Source organism: Sphingobacterium sp. CZ-UAM, from assembly GCF_002000245.1.
In the GTDB taxonomy this organism is placed as follows: Bacteria; Bacteroidota; Bacteroidia; order Sphingobacteriales; family Sphingobacteriaceae; genus Sphingobacterium.
The window spans coordinates 137,020-161,427 of the sequence record NZ_MTCM01000004.1; the positions used below are offsets into that span (position 1 = coordinate 137,020).

Annotated in this window: 23 protein-coding genes and 1 pseudogene; 11 read left to right on the plus strand and 13 right to left on the minus strand. The window is 40.1% G+C overall.

Annotated features, from left to right (window positions below; all coding sequences use genetic code 11):
- Positions 1–2 precede the first annotated feature (2 nt).
- Entirely contained in the window at positions 3–518 is a 516-nt protein-coding gene (locus BWD42_RS16485) for a methylated-DNA--[protein]-cysteine S-methyltransferase (protein WP_077437500.1), read from the minus strand.
- 383 nt (positions 519–901) lie between these two features.
- Here BWD42_RS16485 and BWD42_RS16490 point away from each other — a divergent pair, with 383 nt between their 5' ends.
- The gene (locus tag BWD42_RS16490; RefSeq protein WP_077437501.1) at positions 902–1,438 is read left to right on the plus strand and encodes an ExbD/TolR family protein; all 537 of its coding nucleotides are present in this window, start codon (positions 902–904) and stop codon (positions 1,436–1,438) included.
- 127 nt (positions 1,439–1,565) lie between these two features.
- On the opposite strand, the gene BWD42_RS16495 is transcribed toward BWD42_RS16490, so the two are convergent.
- Positions 1,566–2,132, minus strand: a complete 567-nt coding sequence (locus BWD42_RS16495; RefSeq protein ID WP_077437502.1) for a hypothetical protein — start codon at positions 2,130–2,132, stop codon at positions 1,566–1,568.
- A gap of 181 nt (positions 2,133–2,313) precedes the next feature.
- On the opposite strand from BWD42_RS16495, the gene BWD42_RS16500 reads away from it, so the two are divergent.
- The 3 genes from BWD42_RS16500 to BWD42_RS16510 all read left to right on the plus strand — a co-directional run bounded on the left by BWD42_RS16500 (position 2,314) and on the right by BWD42_RS16510 (position 4,896).
- Positions 2,314–2,706 (plus strand): group III truncated hemoglobin, encoded by a 393-nt coding sequence (locus BWD42_RS16500; RefSeq protein ID WP_077437503.1) that lies wholly within the window; start codon positions 2,314–2,316, stop codon positions 2,704–2,706.
- 232 nt (positions 2,707–2,938) lie between these two features.
- Complete coding sequence (locus BWD42_RS16505) at positions 2,939–3,313, plus strand: BlaI/MecI/CopY family transcriptional regulator (RefSeq protein WP_077437504.1); 375 nt, start codon at positions 2,939–2,941, stop codon at positions 3,311–3,313.
- Positions 3,310–4,896, plus strand: coding sequence for a M56 family metallopeptidase (locus BWD42_RS16510; RefSeq protein WP_077437505.1), 1,587 nt, complete (start codon positions 3,310–3,312; stop codon positions 4,894–4,896). The genes BWD42_RS16505 and BWD42_RS16510 overlap by 4 nt, the downstream gene beginning before the upstream one ends.
- 229 nt (positions 4,897–5,125) lie before the next feature.
- On the opposite strand, the gene BWD42_RS16515 is transcribed toward BWD42_RS16510, so the two are convergent.
- From BWD42_RS16515 to BWD42_RS16525, 4 genes and pseudogenes are all read right to left on the minus strand, one after another.
- Positions 5,126–5,908 carry a LuxR C-terminal-related transcriptional regulator gene (locus tag BWD42_RS16515; protein ID WP_217700092.1) on the minus strand — a complete coding sequence of 261 codons (783 nt, stop codon included), beginning with the start codon at positions 5,906–5,908 and terminating at the stop codon, positions 5,126–5,128.
- A 713-nt stretch (positions 5,909–6,621) separates the two neighbouring features.
- Positions 6,622–6,894 (minus strand): glycoside hydrolase family 95-like protein, encoded by a 273-nt coding sequence (locus BWD42_RS25260; protein ID WP_410528292.1) that lies wholly within the window; start codon positions 6,892–6,894, stop codon positions 6,622–6,624.
- Positions 6,895–6,903: 9 nt separating this feature from the next.
- Positions 6,904–7,425, minus strand: a pseudogene (locus BWD42_RS25265) (glycosyl hydrolase family 95 catalytic domain-containing protein); the annotation flags it as partial.
- Between the two features lie 10 nt (positions 7,426–7,435).
- The gene (locus tag BWD42_RS16525) at positions 7,436–8,647 is read right to left on the minus strand and encodes an aminotransferase class I/II-fold pyridoxal phosphate-dependent enzyme (RefSeq protein WP_077437507.1); all 1,212 of its coding nucleotides are present in this window, start codon (positions 8,645–8,647) and stop codon (positions 7,436–7,438) included.
- 238 nt (positions 8,648–8,885) lie between these two features.
- Between BWD42_RS16525 and BWD42_RS16530 the strand changes: the two genes are divergently transcribed.
- Positions 8,886–9,344 (plus strand): Lrp/AsnC family transcriptional regulator, encoded by a 459-nt coding sequence (locus BWD42_RS16530; protein ID WP_077437508.1) that lies wholly within the window; start codon positions 8,886–8,888, stop codon positions 9,342–9,344.
- Positions 9,345–9,370: 26 nt separating this feature from the next.
- Here the strand turns inward: BWD42_RS16530 and BWD42_RS16535 are convergent, their stop codons facing one another.
- From BWD42_RS16535 to fbaA, 6 genes are all read right to left on the minus strand, one after another.
- Positions 9,371–10,393, minus strand: a complete 1,023-nt coding sequence (locus BWD42_RS16535; RefSeq protein WP_077437509.1) for a bestrophin family protein — start codon at positions 10,391–10,393, stop codon at positions 9,371–9,373.
- Between the two features lie 455 nt (positions 10,394–10,848).
- On the minus strand, positions 10,849–11,115 hold the full coding sequence (locus tag BWD42_RS16540) for a PqqD family protein (protein WP_077437510.1): 267 nt from the start codon (positions 11,113–11,115) through the stop codon (positions 10,849–10,851).
- Positions 11,116–11,597: 482 nt separating this feature from the next.
- Positions 11,598–13,988 carry a peptide-binding protein gene (locus tag BWD42_RS16545; RefSeq protein ID WP_139351193.1) on the minus strand — a complete coding sequence of 797 codons (2,391 nt, stop codon included), beginning with the start codon at positions 13,986–13,988 and terminating at the stop codon, positions 11,598–11,600.
- A 423-nt stretch (positions 13,989–14,411) separates the two neighbouring features.
- Positions 14,412–15,080: a sterol desaturase family protein gene (locus BWD42_RS16550; RefSeq protein ID WP_254846256.1), complete on the minus strand. Its 669-nt coding sequence runs from the start codon at positions 15,078–15,080 to the stop codon at positions 14,412–14,414.
- Positions 15,081–15,315: 235 nt separating this feature from the next.
- Positions 15,316–15,990, minus strand: coding sequence for a head GIN domain-containing protein (locus BWD42_RS16555; RefSeq protein ID WP_077437512.1), 675 nt, complete (start codon positions 15,988–15,990; stop codon positions 15,316–15,318).
- Between the two features lie 216 nt (positions 15,991–16,206).
- The gene (fbaA, locus tag BWD42_RS16560; RefSeq protein WP_077437513.1) at positions 16,207–17,286 is read right to left on the minus strand and encodes a class II fructose-bisphosphate aldolase; all 1,080 of its coding nucleotides are present in this window, start codon (positions 17,284–17,286) and stop codon (positions 16,207–16,209) included.
- Between the two features lie 378 nt (positions 17,287–17,664).
- On the opposite strand from fbaA, the gene BWD42_RS16570 reads away from it, so the two are divergent.
- The 6 genes from BWD42_RS16570 (at position 17,665) to BWD42_RS16595 (ending at position 23,697) form a co-directional block, all read left to right on the plus strand.
- Positions 17,665–18,012, plus strand: a complete 348-nt coding sequence (locus tag BWD42_RS16570; protein WP_077437515.1) for an ArsC family reductase — start codon at positions 17,665–17,667, stop codon at positions 18,010–18,012.
- 94 nt (positions 18,013–18,106) lie between these two features.
- Positions 18,107–20,053 carry a M1 family metallopeptidase gene (locus BWD42_RS16575; protein WP_254846257.1) on the plus strand — a complete coding sequence of 649 codons (1,947 nt, stop codon included), beginning with the start codon at positions 18,107–18,109 and terminating at the stop codon, positions 20,051–20,053.
- Positions 20,054–20,197: 144 nt separating this feature from the next.
- Entirely contained in the window at positions 20,198–20,884 is a 687-nt protein-coding gene (locus tag BWD42_RS16580) for a hypothetical protein (protein WP_077437516.1), read from the plus strand.
- A gap of 117 nt (positions 20,885–21,001) precedes the next feature.
- Complete coding sequence (locus BWD42_RS16585; RefSeq protein ID WP_077437517.1) at positions 21,002–21,415, plus strand: Rrf2 family transcriptional regulator; 414 nt, start codon at positions 21,002–21,004, stop codon at positions 21,413–21,415.
- A 6-nt stretch (positions 21,416–21,421) separates the two neighbouring features.
- On the plus strand, positions 21,422–22,069 hold the full coding sequence (locus BWD42_RS16590) for an NAD(P)-dependent oxidoreductase (RefSeq protein ID WP_077437518.1): 648 nt from the start codon (positions 21,422–21,424) through the stop codon (positions 22,067–22,069).
- 143 nt (positions 22,070–22,212) lie between these two features.
- A complete protein-coding gene (locus BWD42_RS16595; protein ID WP_077437519.1) occupies positions 22,213–23,697 on the plus strand; it encodes an amino acid permease in 1,485 nt (494 codons plus the stop codon).
- 129 nt (positions 23,698–23,826) lie between these two features.
- On the opposite strand, the gene BWD42_RS16600 is transcribed toward BWD42_RS16595, so the two are convergent.
- Entirely contained in the window at positions 23,827–24,372 is a 546-nt protein-coding gene (locus BWD42_RS16600; RefSeq protein ID WP_077437520.1) for a DUF1543 domain-containing protein, read from the minus strand.
- Positions 24,373–24,408 lie beyond the last annotated feature (36 nt).

The window sequence follows — 24,408 nt, forward strand, 5'->3', positions numbered from 1 at the left end:
ATTTAATCAAACAATGTGGGAGTCCGATCTTTCATTTCCAGATCAATAAGAATAGATTTATTTTTTAGGCCTCCTGCAAAACCAACCAGCTTACCGTTCCCACCGATCACCCGATGACAGGGCACAATAATGGATATCGGATTTTTGTTCAATGCACCACCGACTGCGCGTACAGCTTTGATATCGCCAAGCTGGCGCGCCAGATCCCCATAGGTCTTTGTTTGGCCATAAGGAATAGCGAGCAAAGCTTCCCACACCTTAAGCTGAAAGGGAGTTCCCTGCATATCCAGCGGCAGATCAAACACAGTACGCTTGCGATTAAAATACTCCATAAGTTGCTGTTGCGCGAGTAAAAGTATAGGCGCCTGATCATTTCTATTCGGCATGTACAGCTTTGTACGGGTATAGTCCTCACCTTCCCATAGTACTGCCGTAAGACCACGCGTGGTCGCCACAAGTCTTATACTCCCTACCGGAGATGCAATATCTGTATAGACAAGTCCCTTATCCTGATCCATATTTTTTATTGGCAAGTTACTAATCTTTTTGATTTCATTTCCCGTACCGAAAACATGTTTCTAGCCAAACAGCCACAGCAACCTGTCTGTATTATATAACCACCACAATGATTTTATGATGGCCTCAACTTTTTGTGACAACCGTACCAGAGAAGACAAATTGCCAACTATAGTAGATAGTATCATTATAAATCCATTGTTAACACTGGTTAATCTTAATCATTCGTCTTCTACTAGACGATCCCTAACCTATTGTAACAGAATCGCCTAAAAAAACAAAGAAAGAAAACGCTTTTAATTGTCAAAAAAACTATGGAATAGTCCACTCTTGATCATCATATAAATGAGAATGAACAAGAGTTATAACCTAAAGACCGAGCATCATGGCAGAATTAAACCAAAAAACACAAGAAAGCGGAAAGAAAAAAGTTAGAACCCGGAAAATGGCTCCAAAGGTAGATCTGACAGCGATGGTAGACCTTGCTTTTCTTTTGATCACCTTTTTCATGCTGACCACAACCTTAAACAAGCCTGCAGCAATGGATATTGCCATGCCAGACAAAACAAAGGGCGAGGCTACCCCACAGGTACTCATTGACGAAAACCGGACAGCGACATTAATCCTTGGTAATGGAAAATTTATGTGGTATCATGGCGACTTCAAGAAGCCCATTGCTTTTTCAGCGAAATCAAGCGATATCGAGAAAACCTTACCGCAGGTGCTCGTGCAATTGAAAGCAAAGATCAGTTCCATGCCCAACAGTAAGGATATGATCGTCCTGATTAAGCCGAGCAAAGAAGCAAGGACAAAAGATGTCATCCATACAATTGATGAGATCAAACATCAAAACATCACACGGTATGTCATTGGAAAAACACAAGAAGAAGAGGAAAAACAGCTATTGGCTTCCATTCAGTAAAACACCAACAAGCCTATGTATTCAATATTCGAAACAGGACTGTAGCGATACAAGCAGAATCAAAGACAGGAGAGCTATTCTATTTTTGGGTAGGCCCTCTTGTCTTTATGTTCAATATGACGGTGGACTACCTTTTGTCTAAGTTTTCCCAATAACGCTCCACGTTTTCTTTCACCTCCGCAGGCAGAGAAGCGTAGTTGTCCGAATAGGAGGTCTTATTATATCCATCCTCCGCTTCTGCACGCATCCGATAAAATTGTCCTTTATATAAAATCAGGGCAATACAGCTCAATTGTTTTTCGACATTCTCTTTGGGATGTCTGGAATAGATAAACACCGCATCCAATTTTCCATCTTTATCTGCATCAAAAAAGGCTTTTCGCGATTCCCAGACTGAAGTAATAATTCCGTCTTCTTGAATAGTTTCTTCTACTATTGGTACCCACATACCATCTATCCGCTGAAATTGCTGTGCATACAGTTTGTCCGGATCTGCTCCACGCTCCTCTTTCGAAAAAATGATGTAATTATCTTCCTTTACAGTCTGAATATGTTCAACCTGCAGTACCCGTTTGCCTTTAAACGGAAAACCTGAAGACTGAAAGTTTTCTTTATTGACTGAAATATCGGTGATCTGTGCCTGCGCAATGGAGCATCCCATCATAAACAGGATAAAAAGCATATATTTTCCCATATGTTCTCCCTAAATATGTAATTAAATTACTGACAATAAAAGAAAAATACAAAAGTTTCACATACATCTTTACATCAGCTTGATTCTATTCTCCATTATTCTCCCTAGATTTATATAATTATTCAGACTGTGGCGGTTTCCTATCAGGTAGCTGTTTCACAAAAAATAGGTAAACAATCCGATGAAGCAGGACATCCAAACCATTGAGGACATTAAAATATTAGTCGATCAGTTTTACACTACTGTTCGCGCGGATAGTCTCATTGGCCCCATTTTTCAGGAGCGCATACAGGACAATTGGAGCGTACATCTGGAAAAAATGTATCGCTTCTGGCAGACAATCCTCCTGGATGAACATACTTACTTCGGTAGTCCATTTCCACCCCATATCCCCCTACCTATTGAGGCGAAACATTTCGACCAATGGCTCCTTTTGTTTGAAGCGACGGTCGATCGTCTATATAAGGGTGAAAAAGCTGACGAAGCCAAATGGCGTGCACAGAAAATGGCACAGATGTTCCAGTTTAAAAAAGAATATTTCAATGCCAACCCTAAAAAGAAACCGCTAATATAAACATTTAGTATTCCAGGTTCAATATGCAGTCTCGCGTGATTTTCCATCAGCATTTCAAATAAATCCTCCTCAGTATCCGACAGATAATTATTTTCGCAGTCGCCACTCTCTTTTTTTATAACAATTTGTTCTACACAGGCAACAAAAACTAAAAATCAAAACAATACATTCAAATAACAAATTTTAACATTTTTTATTCTACATAATGTAGAATATATTCTATATTTGTAGTATGAATAAATTATCAGCGACTGAAGAACAATTGATGGGATACATCTGGGACATGAAAAAGGCCTTTATGAAAGATATTATGGAAGCCTATCCCGAACCCAAGCCCGCTCCAACGACAATTGCGACATTATTAAAACGGATGACCGAAAAAGGTGCTATATCGTATGTATTATATGGTAATTCGCGTGAGTATTATCCCTTGTTCGACAAAGACAGTTATTATCTTGCACACGTCAATGATATTGTTGAAACATATTTTGATAATTCAGCATTAAAATTTGCTTCTTTTTTCACAAAGCGATCGCAGTTGACCAAAGAGCAATTGGAGGAACTGAAAAAAATAATTGATTCAGAAATTAAAAATAAAGCGACATGATTATGTATTTGGGAAAATTGATCGCCTGTTCGGGTTTATTGTATCTCGTATATATTTTTCTTCTGCAACAGCAAAAACTTCTGGTCTTTAACCGATTTTATTTGCTTACCATCATCCCGATCGCACTTTTTGCGCCTTTGCTGCAAACTGCCTTACCATCTTTTATTCCTGATTTTTTTCATTTTAATGACCTACAGCCAGAAGTAGTTCCCGAGCATATGGAGGCTGTCGTCACAGCCCCTGCCGCTGTCTCACAGGAACCGATAATATCGACCAGCACAGCTATTTTCCTTGTTTATCTAATGATCGCGGTAGTACTTTTGATTAAGTATATATTGAGCTATAAAAAGTTCTTAATTTATATTCACCGCGCATCTGCAACTGACAATGCTTCAATTTATAGCATTCATGGCCTCAAAACTCCCTTCTCATTTCTCAGGCGGATCTATGTTCCCCGTAGAGCATATTTACAAGGAGAGATTGCGGCTTCGATTATTGCGCACGAGCAGGCACATGTAGACCAGCGACATTCGATAGACGTGGTGGTTATGCAGTTCGCACGCGTTGTCCTATGGTTTAATCCCTTAGTTTATCTAATCGACAGGGCCGTCCGACAAAACCACGAATACCTGGCAGATGATGCCGTCGTACAGGTTTATGAACGTACCAGTTACCAACATCTGATTATCCAGTGGAGCATGGCCTCCCCCGATATAAACGCATTACCGGCCAGTAATTTTAATTATTTAACAACAAAAAAAAGATTAATTATGTTACAGAAAAGAACCAACAGCCGTAAGCTCCTGCTGATGCCTGCGCTTACCCTCTTGCTGACGACAGCAATCAGCCTGCTGTTTTCGACCCATGTCGAAGCGCAGAAAACAACTCCGGCCAAAACAGAAAAAACTGAACCCGCGAAACCGGCCATGACTCCGCCTGCATCCAAAAAACCGGGTGCCCCAAAAGCGGTATCCAAACGGCTTGATCCTCCGAAAAGAGAAATGACTCCTGCAATGAAGCCAAAGAAAAGTCCTGCACATCAAACAGAAGAAACAATACATTTTCCAGAACCAAAAAAGACAAGTAGGAACAGCAAGAAAATAATGAAAAATAAACCGCCAATGCTTGAAGAAGTGAAGGTGGAAAAAGCTCCTAAAATAGAAGAAGTGATTTTGGAAGATGTACAAATTAAAGAACCCAAGCGAATCAATGTAAACGGTAATACAAATGGAAATGGAAACGCTACCGATAATGGCAACTCCGGCGGAGATTCAAGGGGAAAACACCAGAAACCTAAGCAGGTAACTATGCGTGGAACAGCACATGTGAGCATGGTCACATCAGTAAAATCAAATGCTCAAGTGAATAATCCTAAAACTGTTTCGATCGTAAGAACGGGAACTGCTACATCTGGCCCTGCAAAGGTATCAGAAATTAGGTCGACCGAACCCAATACGATAACGAATGTAAACGTGGGTTCTACTAATACCATCAGCTCCAAAGCAAAGGAAAACAATGGGAAGCGAGCTGCTAGGATTGTACTTAGAGGTCATCCCGCAAAAAAAGAGGTTACTTCAAACTAAATAGGATTTAAGTAAAGTGAAATCGAAATCCCATCTCAAAGCAAAAAAACCGGAGAAACAATCGTTCCTCCGGTTTCCCAGTCCAGGCTAACATACGGAAAAATCATCTAATCCGCTATACCGTCATACCATTTCAAAATTTATTGCATTCGTACCGCTTGGATCACTTTTGGTGCAGACCTTAGGTATTTCCTAAATTCCTATTATCATCTTTTACCGCTTTCCCACACTAAACCCAACCTTCCTCAATTGTTTTTTTGATCAACTGTAAGGGCGTCTTGACCCCCGCCTTCGCTAAGATATTTTTACGGTGCGTATTGATTGTATGAATACTTAGGTACAGACGGTCGGCGATCTCCTGACTATTCATGCCCTCGACTATTCCTTTTAGCACCTCTGTTTCGCGCTCAGTGAAGAGCTTCGTCCCAAAAGTTACAGCTATTGCATCGGGAATATTATACAGTGAGGGCTCTCCATATAATCCGATTATCGAACAAGTTGGTTTGCCCCGCTTTTGCAAATGCGTGATGTCTGTATGCACATGCAAACTATGGTAAAGATTATTCTCATCGTAGTCGATGATCACATATTGAAGTAAAATACGGAGATAATTACCATCCTTTCTCTTTATTCGCAAGTCATACTGGAATTTATAATGAGTTATTTTTTCCATTGGAACAGTATTGAGGAATGAGGTAATGTACTGTTCAAAATTCATAAAATAAGGCATGTCAGCTGGATGAATACTATCCATAAAAAGGCGTAAATCCATCTCTTCGGGGCTATATCCCAGCATCGCGCTCATTTCGGGACCCGCCTCGGCAATGTCTCCATTATAAATATCGAAGAGCAAAAAATAATAATCTCCGGCCTGAAATATATTGAACAGCTTTCTATAAACCTCCAGCTGCTGGTGAAGTGTTAAAGGATCAATAGTTTTCCCCTGCTGGGCGACAGTCTTCCAGTATTTTCGCACCTCTAGATAGAAAGGCGCATTAAAATCAGTTTTCATAGTTCAGTTGTATATGGTTGTTTTTTTCGGTAGCTCTACGTTTCCAAGAGAAAATCGTTATTTCGGCTATATTTCTGATTAACAAATAGGCTATTCAATTGTTTAGCCTATTTCTTTCCAGTTTACCCCCCTTCGCTTCTTTTATTTATAAGCAATTTAAGAATGATAAACAGAAAAAATACGCTATTGTAAACTTCGTTATTTCTTTGTTTTATCGCAAATCATTTAATTAAAATTGTGTGCGTGTACAGCTGCTATCCCACAGATATTTTTGTGGTTTTAAAGAATACATTATTGAAGGTTTATCGGGAGTAAGATGGATCAGGATAAGCGCACAAACGGAGAATTTGCTGCGGCCTCACACTAACCTATGAAAAACCTTTACTTTATGAAAAGTATCTATTTATGACGGTTGAGGAAGCCATTTATCCCGAAAAAAATGAAAATTAGTTTATTTCCTTTTAAGCCGCTACTAGAGAGCATCCGTGCTGTATTCAAACACCTGACAATTGGACAATAAAAACGGTGGTATGCGCCGGCTAACAAATAGGCCGCCAGTACATCGGGTACTGTGCGGCCTAAAACATCAATTAATACGAATAAGAATTTATACGTGTATCCCCTCCATTAAACTTTGATACACTACTTCATAAGACGCCCCCGCGAACAAATAGTCCCAATAGAAAAACAAAAAAGTCACAGCTAACTGGCTATTAAAATAATTCAGGTCCAATGTCGATCTGACCCTTGTCATCCGATTTGAGCTGGATCGTCTTATTGCGATAACGAACTACAACATTTCCATGATATTTCGGCTTTAAGACAGCCTGCTTTAGCTGACCTTTTCCCCAAGTGATATCCACTTCTATATTTCCCCTAGCCTTCAATCCTTTTATCTTTCCGTCGGGCATTTTATCCCCCAGTGCCGGCAAAAGTTCTATAATATAATTTTCCTCCTTGTCCCTGACATGGCTCTGCAGGCACATTTCCGCGAGCGCCGCTGTAACGCCAAAATTGCCATCAATCTGAAAGGGCGGATGATAGTCAAAAAGATTAGGTAATGTCTTATCACTGATCAGATGCTGAAAAAGCAGATACGAATGATTGCCGTCATGCAGCCTGTTCCACATATTTATCTTCCAGGCTAAGCTCCAGCCCGTCGCCCCATCGCCCCGGCTCACAAGGGTTTTCTTGTCCGCTTCTGCAAGCGCTGGTGTCTGTAGCATCGAAATTTCGCTGCTCGGATATAAGCCATAGAGATGGGATACATGCCGGTGCTGTACTTCCGTTTCAGCATAATCTTCTATCCACTCCATCACACGTCCGGTTTTGGCGCTAATTTGTGTCGGGATTAATTTCGCTAGTATATCCCGGCAGCGATTGCCTAATTCTTGGTCAACCTTCCACATCTCTGTCATCTCAATATAATGTTGCAGCAATTCGCGGATGATCTGTTTGTCCATCGTGGCATCATAGGTAAAACTAGAAACTTCTCCGTTGGGCAATACAAAGCTATTTTCTGGTGAACTATCTTGTTATCAACACACCCGTCTTTATCATACATGCTTTCATCCGCTGATAAGTCCGGTCTATATCATGGTCCAGTCCGATCGAAAAACGGATCAATCCGTCTGAGATTCCCATGCTCAGACGTTCTTCTTCCGGAATTTCAGATGAAGTCGAACTTCCCGAACACGAAAATAAAGTTTTATAAAATCCAAGGCTTACGGCCAGGTATCCAAGATTTTCCGTTTGCATCAGTTCCATAAGTTCATTGGCCTTTTCTGTCGTTCCGGCGTCCAGTGTCAGTATCCCTCCAAAGCCATATTCCGAATGCATCATATTCTTCAGCAATTCATGATGTCTGTGAGAGGCCAATCCAGGGTATGAAACTTTTAGTCCATCCTGTTCAAAACGTTCGGCGAGATAATGTGCATTGTGACTATGTTGCTTCACGCGGATATGGAGTGTCCTTAGATTTTTAAGGATACTGGCTGAGCGCAGACTATCCATCGTGGGACCGAGCAGCATACAAGCACCAGAATTTACATTTTTAGTAGCATCAATAAAATCCTGTGTCCCGCAGTAAACACCACCCACCGTATCACTGCTCCCATTGATAAACTTGGTCAGGCTATGAATGACGATATCCGCGCCGAATAAAGCTGGTGAAATTGACAAGGGTGAAAACGTATTGTCCACAACAAGTTTCAGATTATACTTTTTACATATTGTACCCAACTTTCTTAAATCCGCCACTTCCAATAAAGGATTACTGACGCTTTCACAATAGATTACTTTGGTCTTGGGACCTATCGCCTGCTCAATCGCCTCAAAATTGTTGATGTCAACAAAGCTTGTTTCAATTTGAAATGGAGGCAAAAAATTCTTCAGGAAAGCATAGGTTCCCCCATAGATGGTTCGGCTGGAGATAATATGGTCACCACTTTTACATAGCTGCAGCAAGACTGTGGTAATAGCTCCCATCCCAGATGCTGTCACATTGGCTGCTGCCGTATTCTCCAACTTGGCCAGCGCCTGTGCAAGATACAAATTCATCGGTGAGGAATGCCGGGAGTATAAATAGCAACCCTCTGCATTTCCTTCAAACGTATCGAACATGGTTTTGGCGGAAAGAAAAGTATAGGTAGAGCTATCCGAAATCGATGGATTTACCCCGCCGAATTCCCCGAAATATTGCAAATCTTGTATTTCATTTGCTGCATTAAAATCTTTCATCTGCTTATAATTTGGTTTTTAAGGGTTATAAAAGCTATCCGATTTATTTGCTGAGCATTCAATTTTGCTTTTAATAAAACTGGAAGCTTCCTAATTTTTTATTTATAAAATTGGATTTTTTCAAGTTGTATTACAACAATTTTTAAGTATATTAGATTATAAATCTAATATTTACAACTACAAAAGAAAATATATCTAAAACAGCTAAACTTATCGCCTTTTAACCAAAAAATTATCTATGCAGTTTGATGAAACAGATAAAAAATTGTTGCAATTTCTACAGGAGGACGCCAAACAGACCAGCAAGGAACTGGCACATCGATTAGGATTGTCTGTCACAGCAGTCTATGAACGAGTGCGCAAGCTTGAAAACACGGGTGTTATTACTAAATACGTTGCGCTGCTCGATAAGCGAAAGGTGGGCAGAGATTTTATGGTATTATGCCATGTGAAGCTTACACAGCATAAAAAAGAATTCATCCAACAGTTTGAGCGAGAGGTTATGGATTTGGAAGCCGTGACCGAATGTTTCCATGTCAGCGGAGATTACGATTATATTCTAAAAATCTGTGTACAGGATATGGAAGACTACCGTAGCTTTATCCTGAACAGGCTTACCGTCCTACAGCATATCGCCAGTACGCATAGTTCCTTTATGATTTCAGAGGTAAAAAATACGCCGACTATTCTCCTGTAGCCCAATTAAAGGAGGAGCCTTATGAGCTAAACCAAAACACCGTTCTTGGATGCTATAGGCTCCGGCAGGTTTTCCTCGCCGACCATCTGCAGCAGGTCGATTTCAATAGTACGGCAAATCGAAAGCATGGGGATATCAAACATTAGGCCGCCGAAAGGATTTTCGGTATAATCTCCTACTAGTTCCATCACGATATAGATCCAGCCAATAACCACACAAAATGGAATACTGGTCCAGATCCCCCAGTCGCCCAATTTCGCAAATTCATTGACCAATCCCAAAGGTAGTAGTAGAATTAGAATTACGTTAAATACAAAAGCCGTACTGGCAAACTGCCGTGGTGAGGGGAACTTTTTTATTCGTTCGGCCTGCCCCTGGAAATCGTAAAACTGATTGAGACAGTTCTGGAGCTGTGTCTGATTGAAATCGGTAATCAGCTGGTCATTTTTTAATGTATTGACATCTTTGGCCTGTTGCGCGATTAGGTAAGTCGCAAAGTTTTTATATGTCGACTGAGATTCAAACTCTTCCGTTGAGAGGTACTTATGTAAAAAAATGGGGGTACGGCTATAATCCGGGAACCCTGCCTTGATCAATCTATGTCGCTTCACATTCAATGCACCGATATGTCTCTTCAGACTGATATGTTCCCATTCCGTAGGAATGAGGAGCTGTTCCCGAAGCTGGTATAGCCATGCAATATGGCGGTAGGCCATTTTCTTTCTTCTTTCATTTAGGTCGTGCTGATCGCCTTGCTCTGTATCAAATGCATACAACATAGCCCCTAATGCGCGACTGGAGTTGACGATGGCACCCCATATCTTTCGGGCCTCCCATAACCTATCATACGCCTGGTTATTTTTAAAACCTACATAAAATGCCTCCGCTGTACCAATCAGTGCCAATGGAACCCAAGGGATAATCATCCACTGCCAGTTAAAAAAATAATAAATGACCGCCACCAATGAACACCATCCTGTCAACCAGATCAGGTGTACCCCGGCAAGATTAAAGATCTGTTTGTAATTAAAATACTTTGTTGTGATCATAATAAAATATGCTAAGCAGCTACCGATCACGCAATAATCAATGCATGCTCTGGCAGGATGATATATCTTTTTTTAGCTCATTCACTGAAAAACTTATTACCATCTGAATGTACAATTTAAATTTTTATTGTCCAATATCATGCCTTATTTTCATAAGAACTCAATTATGTAAAAAATAATTGTTCTCTTATAAAAACGTTCTATTTAATTCCAACTATTTTTCTGTTATGCTTTAATCAAGATAGATTTAAAATAAAAATTATCTTTTTATAGAAGACAAAAAAAAGATAATTGTCCAGACAAAATGTAAAAATTTACACAATCCGAACGACCAATTGGGAATTCGTTTGCCTTGATTGTAAACGTCAAATAATGAATCTACGTTGGAATTAAAAAGATACGAAATCAAAAAATTTGCGGAGCAACCGACACAATCAAATGTAGTTTTGGTATGATTAGATTAAAAAGCCTTGCTTTTCAAATTGCTTAACCAATTTTGCTGCATCTTTTTCAGCTTCTATTTCTTCCACTTCATAGTAATCCAACAATACCGCCGTTACACTTTCGACATTAAATTCCTTACCCTGAAGCTCCAGCCATATCTGTACAGCAGTCTCATTAAAAGTATAAACTTTGGACACGTCCAATTGATCCTGTCCTGGAAAGACTAAAATATGGTCATCGCCTAATTTGCGTAATTGTAAATCTCCTCTAAGTTTCATCTGGCTATATGCTGTTTTAAATCTATGACATCCAAATATAATCTTTGGTTTGTCTTTATACGAAATATATATACTTTTTACAATTAGGTCCGATTTGCTGTCCGACTTTCTTGTGGCTTCTATTCAAAAATACAAAAGACTGTGATAAATAAAAAAACTCAGCATTGAAAAAGGAAAATAAATAATCAACCGAAAAATGCGAAATTTGGAATAAAAGTAAAATTAAGTTTATCAACAATCTCTTGTTTTTTATACCCTTGCGGGCGCAAAAGTCTAATAGCGTCAGTTCTAGGATTGAAGTAATTAAGCAATTTCTAAGTTATGGTTGAAACCTTTCGCGATTGGGCTTTTATTTTTTATCGTAAGAGAAATTAATTGTACCTATAAAATTACAAAAAAATCGGGCTATCCCAGCGGAGTGGATAGTCCCGATCTCTCCGCTATAAAAAGCAACAAGTCGTGGCTATGTGCGTAAGCATGTACTAAAGCTGTAGCTTCAATTCAAGTTGTTGCTGGTTTCTAAAAATAATAAGTGCTGGCTGGTCGGCATGTACATGCTTTTTAACGGCTTGCTGTAAAGCCATTAAATTCACGATTTTTTCCCCCTGATAATCTAATAATACATCGCCTACGCGCAAACCACTTTTATAAAGCGTACTATTTTCATCCAACTGAATCAGCACGGCTCCGGCAATTGACGGTAATCCAGCTGCGGACTGCTCCCCGAGACTTTCAATAGATTTGAACCGACCGCCTTTCCAGTCCCAAATTTGCCCCTGCTCTTTTGTACCGGATTGCATTAAATGTGGTATTTCCGGTTCAGCAGCAACGGCTTTTAATTTTTTGCTGACCACACCAAAATGCAGCATATCAAAATTTTTAAATCCCTGTCCGTTCCAGTCTTTCAGACGAAAGTCGCCATGAACAGGATCAATAAAATTCAAGACAATAACACGACCGTGCTTTTCCACGCCCTTGGCCTGATCTTTTTGCAGATCTTCTGCCCTACTGTACAGATTATCATCCACTTCTTCCCCCCAGTATTTGACCTGAATATCCTGGTGGGCCTGCATAACAATATTATCTCGAAATATGTCGTGGCTATGTTGAAACCATACATGTGGATGAAAGCCGTTATTGATCATTACATTGTTATATACTTTTCGGTAAAAGCCCTCCCGCAATTTCAAACCGCCGCTTAAGCAAAGGTTATTGTAAATTTCATAATTGGAAGAGCCGTCATCTAGATCAATATCCCATCCATGATCACAGCGAAATCTATTGTCATGAATCTTGGTTGTTTTGACCGCATCCAGCAAGATCAAATTAGGATGTGCTGCTGCCAGTTCATCCATTTCTTTTCGATCAGGATGCCAAAACCGATCGCGCCCCCAGGAATTAAAAGCACCGTGATCACTAGTTTCCAATACGGTATTAAAAACATCATTGTAGGCGATTTCATGACCTCCCCAGGTACCATCACCCACATTGATACCAGCACGGGGCACATTATAAATGGTATTGTTCAAAATACGTAAGGACTCGGCCATCGAAACCTGTACACCAGCAACCTGCTTTTCTATTAAGCCAATGTGATGAATCAGATTGTCACTGGCTTCGCAGTCCATGGGGTAGTTGTTGTTTTTTGGACCTCTGACGGTGTCCATCTGACTAAGTGGCACAAATTTTTCGTACCGGAACGCAGCTGAGCGCACAGCTTCAGGATCACCCACAAAATTTATGGCTCCCGCGCCGATCTGATTGATCAGATTGCTTCGGATCTTCACATCCCGGTTATAATTACTGACGAAAATAGCATTCCCCCCCAATTCCATAAATTCGTTATCATGGAGAACACAATTTTCAGCGCCTTCAATTTTGATCGCACCCTGACGGTAGATGGTCCAATCGCTACGCAAGAGCGGTTCGGCTGTTTTCATAAAAGTTGGCGCGGTATGCGTAAAATGCAGGCCGCTGACTTCAATATTCCGCACCGGATCGGATACTGAACCAGAAATGTTTATTATATTTTCCAGCTGTGGCGCTACGAAATTTAATTGATTGGGATTTACCCCCTTTTCGGGCATATAATATAATGTCGCTGTTTGCTTATCCAAATACCATTCCTGGAAAGTATCCAACTCTTCAAGGATATTTTCGACAAAACGATAGGTTTCGTGCATTTTGCTTGGACGGTTGTTCTGTTCCCCACCTTCGAGTGTGACCTTTGTCGCACCATCTTTCCCGGTAATACGGTAATGGAAGCCGCCCCAACGTCCCGCGTGTAGCGCGTGCACAATGCCGCCGATCGGATTTTGCCAGGTACTTACACGTTCGGGACTCAATGCATCTGCAGCATAGCCCTGAAAGGGTAGAATAGTGGCATCATAATTCGGATAACGTGCCCGCACAAGTTTTGTTTTACCTACATAAAGGCTTTGGAAACTGATGCCTACTGGAACCTTGGCTTTCCAGATATTTTTTTCGCCCTGTTCCCAACTTAACTCCAGCGGTCTTCCACCACTAAGAATAACGTGTTTTCCCTCTGATTTTATCTTTAATGGACGCTTCGGTTTACCGGATAATTCCGCTGAGAGCTGTATTGGTTTATCCAGGTAATAGATTCCGCCTTTAAAAATAATTTCAATGCCTGAAATAGTCTTATTCTTGTTGTACTTTTCTGCGGCACGAAGGGCTGCATCAGCAGTAGCAAAGGGACGTGTTGCTGTTCCCGAATTTTGATCACTGCCTTTTGTACTGATATAAAAGCGCTTGACAGTAGCTGACTGCTGCGCCTGTAGACTAAAAGTCGGTAGACAGCCCGTGCCGATTAAAAATAGCCCGGCTACCTGGCAAAATGGTATCTTCATCATATCGGTATTTCATTTGGTTAATGTTCAATCAAAATCTTTTTTGTTTAGATCAATCACAGAGACGAAAATAAACCATTTATATCTTTAAAAAAGATATATCTTTTCTTTTTTTTTAAGGCCGCAAGTCGTTCCTTATAATTTTGTATCTTTAAAAGACGACCCAAAATTGAACAATCGGATTTGGCATAAAAAGTCATTTGCTTTACAAACGACTTTCTTTGAACGCGGTTTCTACCAGGTTTCTATTCGATGATATTCTCAGTTCGATAATTTTCATGCTTAGCAGACCATTATATAGCCTTACAAGAGAAGATATTAAGAGTAGATGCACCGTACGATACTAAATCTTCAGGTCAAAAAACATCAAACCCCGTCATTGTTTAATGACGGGGTTTGATGTTTTTTGATATACAAAATTCCGTGTTATGCTTTTTCTTCCTTAAGCGTTGACGATTCTTTTTTGGATTCTTTTTCCTCGAAACCCGAACGCAGGATTTCATCCCATAGCGACGAACTCACACCAAAACCTTTTTCAGGATCCGAATAGTGATGCAACATATGGTGTTGTTTAATCCGTTTGAAAATACCACTCTTAAAATTAGCATGATGCATAGCATAATGGCATTCGTCATAGATTAGGTATCCAACCATAAATCCAGAGAAAAAACTAGCTAGGATAAACTCGTTTGAAAAGAACAATGTAAATCCAAAATAAACCAGCGCTGCCAAGGGAATACTTGCCGATAGCGGCATGACCAAACGCATCCGGTCCCTTGGGTAATCATGATGTACGCCGTGAAAAATAAAAGCGATTCGTTTACCCCATTCTGATGTGGGATGGAAATGGAATACCCAACGGTGGAGCGCATATTCAAATGCTGTCCAAAATGCCAGGCCAAAAACAAAGTATCCAATATATGTCAATAGGGAAACCTCTCCCCAAACCAGAGCTTTATACGAAAAGAAAATCACTACGGGTACATAGAAAATCAGAGGTACACTCCAATGCACTTTCGTCAAAGACTCTAAAAAGTCATTTTTGAACATGCGCGTAGATTCCGTAGAATTTGAAACATAATTACGCTTTGCCATAATACTATTTTTATTATTCCCTCACAAAAATAAGTATTTTAAGCACAAATGAAGAAGGCTGTAGCCTATAAAAACAAAATATTTGACCTTTTCAACAAAAAGGTTAAACACAAGCTCAAAGTGATATTTCGTCTAAAACCTTTTATTTGATCTCTTAACTTAAACTTTCGTTGGCAATTTACCCGAACAGCCTGTAAATCTGCCCTGGTAAAATTGACAAAATCAAGACAGTTGCTTATTTAAAAATGACTGTTCCACCCGCCATTTTCTTTTCTACACGTTGTTCAGGCTTGCCATACACATCTATTGTACCGCCAGCACGCGTTTGTGTCTCGATGGAATCTACTGCATTGACCTCTGCTTTTCCACCGCCATTTACGGTAACAATCGTAGTTTTCGTTTTAAAATCTTTCCCCTCATATTTACCACCAAAATTGGAGATAACTTCCTGTCTGTCTGCCTTCCCATAAAGTGCGACCGTTGCTCCTGAAGTCACTTTAACTGTAGCATTTTTTGTATCCACATATAGATCCACCAATCCCCCTTCGGCAGCATAAAGTTTTAGCTGGTCTGATGACACCGTATTATTTGATGTAGCAAATACTTTAGCTCCTTTTTTAGCCTCTATATTTTTCAGGCTTTTATAATAAACTTTAACAGAGATATTGCCGCCCTGCAACATATTCAGGGTATTCATTTTTAAGGTCAAAGAGCCATTGGTATTAACAACCTTTACATTCTCGTAATTCTGCCCCTCAAAAGTCACCAGCGACTCATTGGATTTGATCAATTCAACCTGTATTTTATCTGTAGCGGCAACCGAACTGAAATCGCCTACATTCTGCTTCGCCTGTCCAAAACTTACTTGGGTGATTAATAAAAGAAATGCACTTATTCCTAAAAACTTCATAATGATATTAGCTATATTTTTACTTTTTGATATACCTCCCCTACGATACACCGACTTGTAATTGCCTATAGGGTTAGTATATTTATTCTAACTTATTTCAAGTTGTTGATGTCAAAAAACACGCCAATCACCCTGGCTGTTCCCCTTTTTTAACCTATTTTGACAAAAAAAGGTATCCTGATCCAGGATACCTCTAAAGAATATATTTTATTCAGCTTACAATTTGCTGTTTACATCTACTGCATTCAAATCAGCAAAAGCTTCTTTTAAGCGAGCAACAAATGCTTCTTCACCTTTACGTAACCATACACGTGGATCGTAATATTTTTTGTTTGGAGAATCTGTGCCTTCAGGATTACCGATCTGCCCTTGCAAATAATCGTGGTTTTTAGCTTCATAACCTCTTACACCATCCCAGAAAGCCCATTGCATATCTGTATCGATGTTCATTTTGATCGCACCGTAAGAGATCGCTTCAGCAATTTCCTCTGGAGAAGAACCAGATCCACCATGGAATACAAAATTCACCGGCTTTTCAGCTGCAAGGTTATATTTTTCGCGGATATATTCTTGAGAATTGTGTAAGATTACTGGTTGTAATTTTACGTTACCTGGTTTATAAACACCGTGTACGTTACCGAAAGCCGCAGCAACAGTAAATTTGTCAGATACTTTCGACAATTCTTCGTATGCATAAGCAACTTCTTCCGGTTGTGTATATAATTTGGAGCTGTCAACATCCGAGTTGTCAACACCGTCTTCTTCACCACCTGTAACACCCAATTCGATCTCAACAGTCATCCCTAGTGGTTTCATACGCGCTAAGTATTTTGCAGAAATTTCAATATTCTCCTCAATTGGTTCTTCAGATAGATCCAACATGTGTGAAGAGAACAATGGCTTACCGTGTTGTGCGAAGAATTTCTCACCAGCATCCAACAAACCGTCGATCCAAGGTAAAAGTTTTTTGGCCGCGTGATCGGTGTGCAAAATTACCGCAACACCATAGTGCTCTGCCAATAAATGCACGTGTTGTGCTGCAGATACTGCTCCTAATACACAAGCTTGCAAGTTGTCATTATTTAATGTTTTACCTGCATAGAATTGTGCGCCACCATTTGACAATTGAATAATTACTGGAGAGTTTACTGCTTTAGCAGTTTCCATTACCGCATTGATAGAATTTGTTCCGATAATGTTTACCGCAGGCAAAGCAAACCTATGTTTCTTTGCAACTTCAAACAACTCTTGTACTTGATCTCCTGTCAATACACCTTTAAAATCTTTTAGGCTCATATTACTGTTATTGATTTATTTTAATCTTTATTAACTCTTGAAGCTACTAAATTATTAAAAATAATTATTACTTCCTAATTTTTATAGTGTACTAAATACACTATCAATTAATTATTACCCTATTCCTTCTGCAGCAGAATATAATCTCTTTCACTCCACTGGAAGGACCTGAGCAATCCAGCTTTGCAAAAGCAAACTATCCTTTGGATCTGGTTTTCATCGGGGGCCACAATGACAGATCTTTTACTATATTGGATGAAACGTTGCTCAGTAGCAATCCATCGCCGTTCCGCTACCGCATCGAAAAAAATAGGTTTAATAACACTTAAAATACATCGCAGATTATTTAAATTTGATCTCACTAATATTGTAATCATTATGCTACAGGTATACGGTATCAAGAATTGTAACACAGTTAAAAAAGCCTTAACATGGTTAGAAGACAATCAGATTGCCTATCAATTTCATGACTTCAAAAAAGAAGGTGTCAGTGATGAAAAACTCAGAGAATGGGAAGAAAAAGCAGACTGGCAGTCACTGGTCAACAAAAAAGGTACCACCTGGAAAAAATTGAGTGCAGAGCAACAAGCAAGTGTCGTTGACGCAAACAGTGCCAATCAAGTTTTAAAAGAACATACCAGCATGATCAAGCGTCCTGTAATCGAACACAGTAAGGGTATCTTGCTCGGATTCAGTGAAGACGATTATAACAGCAACTTAAAATAATTGTTACAAGCTCCTTTAAAAAGGAGCTTTTTTTTTTCTTATGTACTTTTCATTGTATATTGGTACCAATAAACATAATTTAAATCAAACAACTATGATGAAAAGACTTGCATTGGCTTCGTTGAGCCTTGTTGCATTGAGCTACGCTTTTCCATCCTTTTCTCAGGAAAAAACATCCAACTATAGTTATACTGAAGCTTTTGCTCCATTGTTTTTTAAAAATAATGGAAACGAATATCGCTCCGCGGCCGGAAAACCAGGCCCGGGATATTGGCAGAATTCCGCAGACTACAAGATACAGGCCTCTTTAAACGACCAAAATGATCAGGTGACCGGTGCTGTAGAGATTACCTATAGTAACAACAGCCCGGACAATATGGATTACCTTTGGCTTCAGTTAGACCAGAACATGTTTTCACAACATGGGCGTGGTCAATTAATTTCCCCGTTAACCAATAGCCGTTATGGTGATGGAAATTCAAAATTTGACGGCGGTTACCAGATCCAGTCTGTCACTGACGCCAATGGCAAAGCCATAGAGCACATCATCGATGATACACGTATGCAGCTACGTCTGCCCGCCGCACTAAAAAGCAAGGGCGGAAAAATGACATTCAAGATTACCTACCAATATACCGTACCACAATACGGTGCTGACCGTACCGGTATACTCGATACTAAAAACGGGAAAATCTATGCCATTGCCCAGTGGTTCCCCAGACTCTGTGTATATGACGATATCAGAGGCTGGAATACCTTGCCTTATACAGGCCCTGGAGAATTCTACCGCGAATTTGGCAATTATCAGGTAGAGATCACAGCACCGGCTAATCATATCGTTGTACTTGGTGGGGAACTCTTAAATCCGCAAGAAGTATTTACTGCAGATCAGCTCAAAAGATATCAGCTCGCTTTACGCAGTGATGAAACTGTATTGATTCGTTCCGCCGAAGAAGTGACCGCAAAAAATTCCAGACCGAACAAAAAGACGTTGACCTGGAAATACCAGCTCAACAATGCACAGGACATTGCATGGGCTTCCTCTACCGCCTTTATACTGGATGGTGCCAAGATCAATCTACCCAGTGGCAAAAAAGCCCTTGCCCTTTCGGCTTATCCGGTGGAAAGTAACAGCAACAATGCCTGGGAGCGTTCGACAGAATACACCAAGGCTGCCATCGAAATTTATTCCAAAAACTGGTTTGAATACCCCTACCCGGTGGCCGTAAATGTCGCGTCTAATGTGGGTGGTATGGAATATCCGGCCCTTTCATTCTGTGGTAATCAAGCCAAGGCAGGTTCGCTTTGGGGAGTAACCAACCACGAATTTGGCCACAACTGGTTCCCGATGATTGTTGCCTCCAACGAACGTGAACACGGCTGGATGGATGAGGGTTTCAATACCTTTATCAATGAACTGGCAACACAAGAATTTAATAATGGCGAATATTATCGTGCTCAGGCGAGTCGCTCCTATATTTTCACATCGCAGAACCTTGAGCCGATTATGAGTACCCCACAAAATATGAAGGAACGTAATATCGGTGCACTCGTTTATTACAAACCAGCCTATGGACTAAAATTATTGCGCAATCAGATTATTGGCAAAGAGCGCTTCGATTACGCTTTTAAAAAGTACATCCAGGAATGGGCATTTAAACATCCAACACCAGAAGATTTCTTTAAAGCGATCGAAAACGGAACCGGCGAAAACCTGAATTGGTTCTGGCGGGGCTGGTTTGTCAACAACTGGCAAATGGATCAGGCGATCAAGTCCGTGTCCTATGTCAACAATCAACCTATGCTCGGCGCATTGGTTACAGTAGAGAATCTGGAAAGATTACCGATGCCTACTATTGTTGAGGCAACTACAGTATCCGGCAAAAAAATAAGAAAAAAACTACCCGTGGAAATTTGGGAAAGAAACAAAACATGGCAATTTAAAATCGCAACAAACGAACCTTTACAGTCTGTTCAGTTAGACCCTGATGATGTAATGCCAGATAAGAATCCTGACAATAACACATGGAAAGCAAATTAGCACAATAATTCAAAATCTATTCGTTATTTTTGATAAGGAAATGCGACGTCATGAAGCCATTATGAACGATTTTTTCGGTTCATAATGGTTTCATCGCAATAAACAAAAGGCAACAAGCTCATTATTATATATAATTATATCCCCATGAAAGTAATACAAACGATTCTAAGCTGCTTATTGATGACCTTGATCTCTGGACAACTATTAGCACAGGAAAAAACCAAAGGTATTATTATGGAGCTTGTCAGTGGAGAAAAAATAGAAGCTGCGCAGATCCAGAATTTACGGAGCAAAGTAGAAGTTCAGACCAACCGCGATGGATCATTTGCTATTGATGCTAATATCAATGATCTCTTATTGATCAAAGCGAACGGATACGAACAAGATACGGTATTTATTTATGATTCAAGTCTACGAAGAATCTATCTGAACAGAATAAACACCCCTATTGAATTAAGTCAAGTTGTCGTCGAACGGATGACCGATAGTAGACTTGCAGCAGAAATTCAACGGGAAAAAGAAGCTGGGAAATATTCTGATGTCAGTAAAAACCGCGGGGGGATCCGTATCTCTCCTAGCCGTATATTTAGCAAGGAAGGAAAACAGGCTCGCTCAAACTATAAACTTCTCGTAGCAGAAATGGAAAAAAGAGCCGTTGACCGGAAATTTACAGACAATCTCATCAAAGAGCTGACACCATTGAATGCCGCTGAACTAGCACTATTTAAAGAAAGATTTAGACCTTCTTATCAGTTTATCCAAAATAGCAGCATGGAAACATTGCGGGTCTATATCATGGATAGCTACAAAAAATTTAACGAGAAAAAATAAAAAAAAGGACTTTTTATCATATGATTGTCAGAAGGTTTTAAACTGTAATATTTTTTATTTCAGTTTAAAACCTTTCTATTACCTTTGTGTTATCAAATTAAAAAAATCAGCAACGGAATGTTACACAACTTGAGATTTGCAACAGCTTTACACATTATGGTTTTAGCACAATTGGAGGAGTCCGGACAATGGCTCTCTTCCGAATACATCGCTTCAAGCATCCAGGTAAATGCTGCTGTAGTTCGCAAGGAAATCGCTTCCCTTAAAACGGCTGCCTTATTAATCAGTAAAGAGGGCAAAGGCGGTGGGATTCGCATAAACGATGAAAAAGAACGTATCACCCTTGCGGACATTTATTTCAGTACAAAACAACAGGAGCTTTTGGGTAAATTCAACAACCCGAACCCGGCCTGTGTCGTAGGTAAAAACATCAATGCCAAATTGCAGGATCTCTATCAGGAAGTCGACACTGATATTGCCGTACGTTTGGAGAAGATAACGTTAGCTGATTTTAGTAAAACATTTAATTAAAAACACATGAAAGTAGCAGTAATTGGATCCACAGGATATGTAGGAACACATCTTGTCAAAGAATTGGTTGACCGAAACTACGAAGCTATCGCAATCGCTCGCCATACAGAAAGCATTCCATCAAATGACAATATCACAAAAGTAGAAGCTGACATCAATAACCACGAACAATTGGTAAATGCATTAACAGGTGCGGACGTCGTGATTTCAGCTTTTAATGCCGGTTGGACCAACCCCAACCTTTATGCGGATTTTACAAAGGGTGCCTTAGCTATTCAACAAGCTGTAAAAGATGCCGGTGTCAAACGTTTTATTGTTGTTGGTGGAGCAGGAAGTTTATTAATCGACGGCAATCGTTTGGTCGATTCACCTGAATTTCCTCAGGAAATTAAACCTGGAGCCCTAGCTGCAGCAGATTACCTCGATACCATTCGCAAAGAAAATCAGCTTGACTGGACAATGATCAGCCCTGCCATCGAAATGAATTCGCATGCGGGCGGTACACGGACTGGCCAATACCGTACAGGACTGGATAACCCTGTATTTGATCAAGAAGGTCGTTCCAGGCTATCTGTTGAGGACCTTGCAGTTGCCATTGTTGACGAGATCGCTAATAAACAATTTATCAACAAACGTTTTACAGCGGCATACTAACGGCTATACAATCGGTTGATTTATATTTAATACAAAATTTTATTACAAAAGGGAAGCGCAATCTTCCCTTTTGTCGTTGATATCATTTATATTTGACATTAATTAAACAATTAGAAGCTAAATAATCGTAAAGAATTAATCCTATGCTATTTAAAAAATCGATTCCTCAACTGATCGCTGAGGCAAATGAAAATGGTGAACATACGCTAAAGAGAACGCTATCCAGCACCGGCCTGATTGCCTTGGGTGTTGGAGCCATCATCGGCGCAGGACTATTTTCCTTAACCGGAATTGCTGCCGCTGAAAACGCTGGTCCCGCTGTTATCCTATCTTTCATTATTGCCGCCGTTGGCTGTGCTTTTGCAGGTCTTTGTTACGCCGAATTTGCTTCCATGATTCCGGTCGCTGGAAGTGCTTACACCTACTCTTATGCGACCATGGGAGAATTTGTAGCCTGGATCATCGGTTGGGATCTTGTACTGGAGTATGCGCTAGCAGGGGCTACCGTAGCCGTCAGTTGGTCACAATACTTTAATCAGCTCCTGATGATATTCCATATCCATTTGCCCGACATATTACTTAAGGGCCCTTGGGAAGGCGGGATGGTCAATTTACCCGCAATCATCATCGTATGCTTGCTTTCCCTGCTATTGATGAGAGGAACACAGGAATCCTCGACCGTAAATAACGTATTGGTTATTTTGAAAGTGGGTGTTGTACTGATTTTTATTGCATTGGGATGGAGCTTTATAAATCCTGCAAACCACGATCCTTTTATCCCTGCAAATGCTGGGGAGGAAATGGTAAAAAATGGACAGCAAAGCTTATGGACTTTTCTAAAGAGTGATGATTTTGGCCATTTTGGAATCAGCGGTGTATTACGTGCAGCTGGCGTTGTGTTTTTTGCTTTCATTGGTTTTGATGCGGTCAGTACTGCTGCACAGGAAGCGAAAAACCCGAAAAAAGGAATGCCAATTGGTATCATCGGATCATTGATTATCTGTACGCTTCTTTATGTACTGTTTTCCTATGTCATGACCGGTATTGAAAACTACACCATGTTTAAAGGCGATGCCAAACCAGTAGCAACAGCATTTGCGAAAACGGGATATCATTTTCTGAATACAGCTTTGATTATTACGATTATTGCAGGTTATACTTCCGTTATTCTTGTCATGCTACTCGGCCAAAGCCGTGTATTCTACTCGATGAGTAAAGATGGATTACTTCCAAAAATATTTTCTGATCTTTCCAAAAGACAGACTCCTTGGAAAACAAATGCGATCTTTATGGTGTTTGTAAGTATCTTCGCTGGATTCGTTCCGGTCTCTGATCTGGGCCATATGGTTAGTATAGGTACACTATTTGCCTTTACATTGGTTTGTGTAGGCATATTGGTGCTCCGCAAAACCGATCCGAATTTAGAACGTCCATTCAAAACACCTTTAGTGCCTTTTGTACCGATTATGGGTATCATTGTCTGTGTACTCATGATGGCCTCACTCCCTATTGAAAGCTGGGAGCGTCTAGCAATATGGTTGGCTTTAGGCCTATTGATCTACTTCGTTTATGGTAAAAAGCATAGTGTTATCCGTAAACAGCACAGGGATCAACAAGGCATACAATAACAGGGGGTAAACAACACCCTTTAGAAATAGTTATTTCTCCATAAAAATAGCGGGCTTCAAAAAATGAAGCCCGCTATTTTTATACCGACAATACATTTTCTGAATTGATACTAGCCCCTATCCCATCGCTTAGAGGGCACTTAGTTTAAAATAGCCATTTGCGACCACATCTTCTTTCAATCCTGCTTTTGGAACAATCTGAATATGGTACTTCGCTTTGTCCACATCAAGCAACAGATCTTCTATTTCATAAATATCATCTACATCCAATCCATATTTGTCATCAATATGGGCTGTACTATGGTGTTTCCAAAAAACTGTACGTTTGGCCTTCTCCGTTGCTTTAGCCAAATTAGGGGCAACAATCAGTTCTTTATAATGGAATTCATCAAACTCGTTCGGTTTATAGCCCCCCAAGTTGACAAAAAACAATTTCAATTCCGTATCTGGCACAGCTGTAGCGTTATTTTTTTCCTGTACCGTAATTTCATACTCCCCAATCTTATTGACCACACGATAGGCATCAATATGAATTTTGCCATCAGCGTCAGGCCAAAATTCTTTAATTGGCTCTATGAAATCCTTTAGCTCATTGCCGATTCCAAAAAAAATATCGTGCTGTTCGGTGCGTCTATTTTTCGGTTTACAACCGATCAAAATCATAAATAATTTCATCTGTATAAATTTGTTTATCCATTAGTCCATTTTCCC

Bases quoted from the DNA above. Each gene is read 5' to 3' on its own strand.
- BWD42_RS16485 (WP_077437500.1), bottom strand. From the start codon at position 518: ATGGATCAGGATAAGGGACTTGTCTATACAGATATTGCATCTCCGGTA.
- BWD42_RS16490 (WP_077437501.1), top strand. From the start codon at position 902: ATGGCAGAATTAAACCAAAAAACACAAGAAAGCGGAAAGAAAAAAGTT.
- BWD42_RS16495 (WP_077437502.1), bottom strand. From the start codon at position 2,132: ATGGGAAAATATATGCTTTTTATCCTGTTTATGATGGGATGCTCCATT.
- BWD42_RS16500 (WP_077437503.1), top strand. From the start codon at position 2,314: ATGAAGCAGGACATCCAAACCATTGAGGACATTAAAATATTAGTCGAT.
- BWD42_RS16505 (WP_077437504.1), top strand. From the start codon at position 2,939: ATGAATAAATTATCAGCGACTGAAGAACAATTGATGGGATACATCTGG.
- BWD42_RS16510 (WP_077437505.1), top strand. From the start codon at position 3,310: ATGATTATGTATTTGGGAAAATTGATCGCCTGTTCGGGTTTATTGTAT.
- BWD42_RS16515 (WP_217700092.1), bottom strand. From the start codon at position 5,908: ATGAAAACTGATTTTAATGCGCCTTTCTATCTAGAGGTGCGAAAATAC.
- BWD42_RS25260 (WP_410528292.1), bottom strand. From the start codon at position 6,894: ATGTGCCTGCAGAGCCATGTCAGGGACAAGGAGGAAAATTATATTATA.
- BWD42_RS16525 (WP_077437507.1), bottom strand. From the start codon at position 8,647: ATGAAAGATTTTAATGCAGCAAATGAAATACAAGATTTGCAATATTTC.
- BWD42_RS16530 (WP_077437508.1), top strand. From the start codon at position 8,886: ATGCAGTTTGATGAAACAGATAAAAAATTGTTGCAATTTCTACAGGAG.
- BWD42_RS16535 (WP_077437509.1), bottom strand. From the start codon at position 10,393: ATGATCACAACAAAGTATTTTAATTACAAACAGATCTTTAATCTTGCC.
- BWD42_RS16540 (WP_077437510.1), bottom strand. From the start codon at position 11,115: ATGAAACTTAGAGGAGATTTACAATTACGCAAATTAGGCGATGACCAT.
- BWD42_RS16545 (WP_139351193.1), bottom strand. From the start codon at position 13,988: ATGATGAAGATACCATTTTGCCAGGTAGCCGGGCTATTTTTAATCGGC.
- BWD42_RS16550 (WP_254846256.1), bottom strand. From the start codon at position 15,080: ATGGCAAAGCGTAATTATGTTTCAAATTCTACGGAATCTACGCGCATG.
- BWD42_RS16555 (WP_077437512.1), bottom strand. From the start codon at position 15,990: ATGAAGTTTTTAGGAATAAGTGCATTTCTTTTATTAATCACCCAAGTA.
- fbaA (WP_077437513.1), bottom strand. From the start codon at position 17,286: ATGAGCCTAAAAGATTTTAAAGGTGTATTGACAGGAGATCAAGTACAA.
- BWD42_RS16570 (WP_077437515.1), top strand. From the start codon at position 17,665: ATGCTACAGGTATACGGTATCAAGAATTGTAACACAGTTAAAAAAGCC.
- BWD42_RS16575 (WP_254846257.1), top strand. From the start codon at position 18,107: ATGATGAAAAGACTTGCATTGGCTTCGTTGAGCCTTGTTGCATTGAGC.
- BWD42_RS16580 (WP_077437516.1), top strand. From the start codon at position 20,198: ATGAAAGTAATACAAACGATTCTAAGCTGCTTATTGATGACCTTGATC.
- BWD42_RS16585 (WP_077437517.1), top strand. From the start codon at position 21,002: ATGTTACACAACTTGAGATTTGCAACAGCTTTACACATTATGGTTTTA.
- BWD42_RS16590 (WP_077437518.1), top strand. From the start codon at position 21,422: ATGAAAGTAGCAGTAATTGGATCCACAGGATATGTAGGAACACATCTT.
- BWD42_RS16595 (WP_077437519.1), top strand. From the start codon at position 22,213: ATGCTATTTAAAAAATCGATTCCTCAACTGATCGCTGAGGCAAATGAA.
- BWD42_RS16600 (WP_077437520.1), bottom strand. From the start codon at position 24,372: ATGAAATTATTTATGATTTTGATCGGTTGTAAACCGAAAAATAGACGC.